Source organism: Desulfovibrio sp. TomC, assembly GCF_000801335.2.
Classification (GTDB): domain Bacteria; phylum Desulfobacterota; class Desulfovibrionia; order Desulfovibrionales; family Desulfovibrionaceae; genus Solidesulfovibrio.
In genome coordinates, this window is sequence record NZ_JSEH01000053.1 from 1 (window position 1) to 3,710 (window position 3,710).

Consider the following 3,710-nt stretch of genomic DNA (forward strand, 5'->3'; position numbering starts at 1 on the left):
TGAGGTGGTCGCGAAAAATTGGACAGCCTGTTAAGCTCTAGTCCTCGACGATGGAGGACGGTTTTCGATGTCCAAGCGACGGAAGTTTTCAGCGGAGTTCAAGGCGAAGGTTGCACTCGAGGCCCTGTCCGGCGAGTTGACCTTGGCCGAGCTGGCCAGCAAGTATGACGTGCATCCGACCCAGATTACGGATTGGAAGCGCCAAGCCAAGGAAGGCATGGTTGCGGCTTTTTCCGGGAAAGCGACGACCGTGCAGAAGGACGTCGCCGCCGAGATCCGGGAACTCCACGCCAAGATTGGTGAATTGACCGTGGAAAAGGATTTTTTAGAGCGAGCCTTCGCCAAACGATGAGTCGCGAGCGAAGGCGTGGGATGGTCGAGCGCGGGCATCCCCGACTCAGTATTTGCCGGCAGTGCCACATCCTCGGACTGGCGAGGTCGACTTGGTACCATCGCCCGAAGGGTGAGTCGGCCAAGAATCTGGACCTGATGCGGCGTATCGACGAGCAGTTTCTGGAGACGCCGTTTTACGGATCGCGCCAGATGCAGCGGCATTTGCGGCATCAGGGCATCGCGATCGGCCGAGGCTGCGTACGGCGGTTGATGCGCAAAATGGGGCTCATGGCGATTTACCAGAAGCCCAGGACCAGTCAGCCGCATCCAGAGCACAAAATCTATCCGTATCTGCTGCGCGGTCTTGCGATCAAACGGCCGGATCAGGTGTGGTGCGCTGATATCACGTATATCCGGATGCGGCGTGGCTTCCTGTATCTGGTGGCGATCATGGATTGGCACAGCCGGGCCGTCCTGTCCTGGCGGTTGTCCAACACCCTGGACGCGGATTTTTGCGTTTCCGCCTTGGAAGAGGCCATGAATCGCTATGGGGTGCCGGAAATCTTCAACACGGACCAGGGATCGCAGTTCACAGGCCAGGATTTCACGCAAACGCTTAAAGATGCCGGCGTTACCATCTCCATGGATGGCAAAGGCCGCTGGATGGACAACGTCTTTATCGAACGACTCTGGCGCTCGTTGAAATGGGAGTGTGTCTACCTGCGGGAACTCGAAACCGGCAGCCAAGCCCGCCAGGCGCTCGGAGACTGGTTCCGCTTCTACAACGAGCAGCGACCGCATACGGCTTTTGACGGTCGCCGGCCTATGGACGTATATCGGGATGGCCACTCGGCTTCCAAGGCGGCATGAGCACAAACCGGACTAGAGCTTAACTTCGCCGCCAAATTGTCCAACCAACTCGGACCACCTCAAGTGGCACGAAAACTGGTGGCGTGCCGGCTTTGTGATCTTTTCACAGAACAGACCCCAGGGAGATAAATTATGCCATTCTTTGATAATGATCAAAACAAATATAGCAACAATTACCTTATAGAATTAAACTCTCTTATACAAAAGCACGCACCTGATGCCACAAATTTTTTAGAATGGGGAAGCGGTGAAACAACAAATTTATTATGCGATATCGCTAGAACAAGAAAGCTTCCTATGGTTATGTCACTCGATGATGATCTTAAAAAACAAACTAACGTAGCGGAAAACATTGCAAACTATAAATTTCTTCACTTTAGGCAGCTTGAAATAGAATCCGAATCCGTAATAGGCGGAGATCAATTTTTGTCTTATTCATCATACCCTTTTTTTTTGAAACTTGATTTTGATGTAATCTTAATAAATGGAAAGAGACGGATGGAATGCCTTCTGACAGCAACCCAGATAGTGTCTAATGGAGGCATCGTCGTTTTGAGCGATTGGAGGCGAAGAAGGTATGACATAGCTCAGAATATACTTACAACCATTGAAGAAGGAGATAATTTCCTTATACTTAAAGCAACCGGCATTCAGAAAAAATCAACGGCACATAGTACAAAAGAAAAGCGTGTTATTATTGTTCCAGCGAGTGGCCGCCGCGCAAAAAAAGAAGTTAATGTTACGAAATATTTCACTAAGCTCTACGCAAAAAGCACTGGCTCCGATTTTTATGTCGTTGGAGAAAAATCTAAACTTTCTCCGGATAGAATTAAAAGCGAAGCCCTAGATATTGCTAGTAGTTATGATCGGCTTTTACTGCTTGATGCTGATGTATTAATTAGACCAAAATCTCCAGATATCTTTTCTATTGTACCGAAGCAATCGCTGGGGGTATTCCCTGAAGGGAGTTATTTTCCTCGAAAAGAATGGTGCGACGAACTGAATTCAATCTACCAGCTAAAACCAGGCATGAAAAGCTATTTTTATTTTAATTCCGGAGTCTTAGTCATGTCTAACGAGAATTTATTTTTGCTTGAGAAATTAAGGACGGAAACTATTTGGGGGCACCCACAATTTGAGCAAGGATTTTTAAACGCAGCATGTTCCTCTGAAAATATACCCCTATTTTTGTTGCCACCAGATTTTAATTATATGCCAAATATAAGTTATTTCCCCGTAGATTGGCGCTATGCGTTTTTTTTACATTTTGCTGGTTCAGGGAAAAAGCAGTACCATTATCAATATCTTTGGCGGGATGAATCTGGAGATAGAAAGAGCTTCAAACGCCATTCTTTCATGGCTGCCGATATCCGTCTCAACCTATTGCGCCAAGCCTCTAGGCAAGTTAATGGTAGATCGACATACTTCTTTGACCCTACTGATTTTTTCTATAACGAGCAAGCAGCTGTACCGATTTTAAGCAAAGATGATGGAGCTGTTTTTTACTTTCCAATTATTTCTAAAAGCTTAACCAATCAAGCTGAAAGCCCATCTGTTTGGGGCCCATATATAACTCTTGACCCTGGAATGTGGCAGCTTCAGTTTAAAAAAGAAAATGGAACACCATTCGACTATAGAGGCGCTAAATTTGACATTGTATCTGATTTAGGATCAAAAGTAATTATAGGCAAGTCAGACTGGCCACCAAATGGTGTTTTAAAATTCAATCTAACTGAAAAGACAAAAGATATTGAGTTTAGGATTTATCGCGCTGGCTTTAGCGATCAACTGTCATTTATAAAATTGAAAAAGCTATAAACTGATATTGAGTGGCACGCGCAATATCCGATGCCACGTTCTACAAGTGGCGCAGCAAGTTCGGAGGGCTGGATGTCGCGGAAGCCCGCCGCCTGCGGAGCTTGGCCCAAACCCAACATTCATGCCACCAGGTATCAAGTAGCTTCGAGCAGGTCTTTGGGTGTCAGGGGCATGGCAAGTACATCAAAAAGTTTAGCCTGTTATATCGATCTTGGCGTTTCTGTGCCGGTGAACGATGCTCATCACCGTATTCTTGCTGAGCTTCAATTCTTTGGCGATGTCTCGATATGACCGGTCCTCTTCGACGAGGCGGAGCACCTTGGGGGCCAGGCGGTCGGCCTTTGGGCGATGACCAGGCCTGCGCCCAAAGGTCTTACCCTGCGCCTTGGCCGCGGCGATGCCGGACCGCACCCGTTCCCGAAGCAGATCTCTCTCGAACTCTGCCAACGCGGCCATCATGGACGCGATCAGTTTTCCCTGGGGCGTGCTCAGGTCAAACTGGAGACCGGTCTGCGCGATCAGGGAAACGTTCCAGGCCTGGAGATTCTGGAGGGTCTGGACTAGGTCCGTGGTGCTGCGCCCCCAGCGAGTCAATTCTGTGTAAGCGCTCAATAAGGTGCGTCTTGTCAGGGCGAGCAGGAAGCGGCAGAAGCTCAGGCAGGGATGATTAGGGAGCAGGGATCGAGATT

General features: G+C 48.5%; 3 protein-coding genes. 2 read left to right on the plus strand and 1 reads right to left on the minus strand.

What is annotated here, in order from left to right; all coding sequences use genetic code 11:
• The first annotated feature begins 67 nt into the window (after nucleotides 1–67).
• Both NY78_RS21430 and NY78_RS25130 read left to right on the plus strand, forming a co-directional pair.
• Nucleotides 68–1,203, plus strand: a protein-coding gene (locus NY78_RS21430; RefSeq protein WP_156181132.1) for an IS3 family transposase whose coding sequence is annotated in 2 segments (ribosomal slippage) — nucleotides 68–340 and nucleotides 343–1,203 — 1,134 coding nt in all. Because the reading frame shifts where the segments join, the coding sequence is not laid out codon by codon here.
• A 132-nt stretch (nucleotides 1,204–1,335) separates the two neighbouring features.
• The gene (locus NY78_RS25130) at nucleotides 1,336–3,021 is read left to right on the plus strand and encodes a hypothetical protein (RefSeq protein WP_156181134.1); all 1,686 of its coding nucleotides are present in this window, start codon (nucleotides 1,336–1,338) and stop codon (nucleotides 3,019–3,021) included.
• A gap of 192 nt (nucleotides 3,022–3,213) precedes the next feature.
• On the opposite strand, the gene NY78_RS21435 is transcribed toward NY78_RS25130, so the two are convergent.
• Nucleotides 3,214–3,710: recombinase family protein (locus tag NY78_RS21435; protein ID WP_047960349.1), on the minus strand; the 497-nt coding region annotated here is incomplete at its 5' end.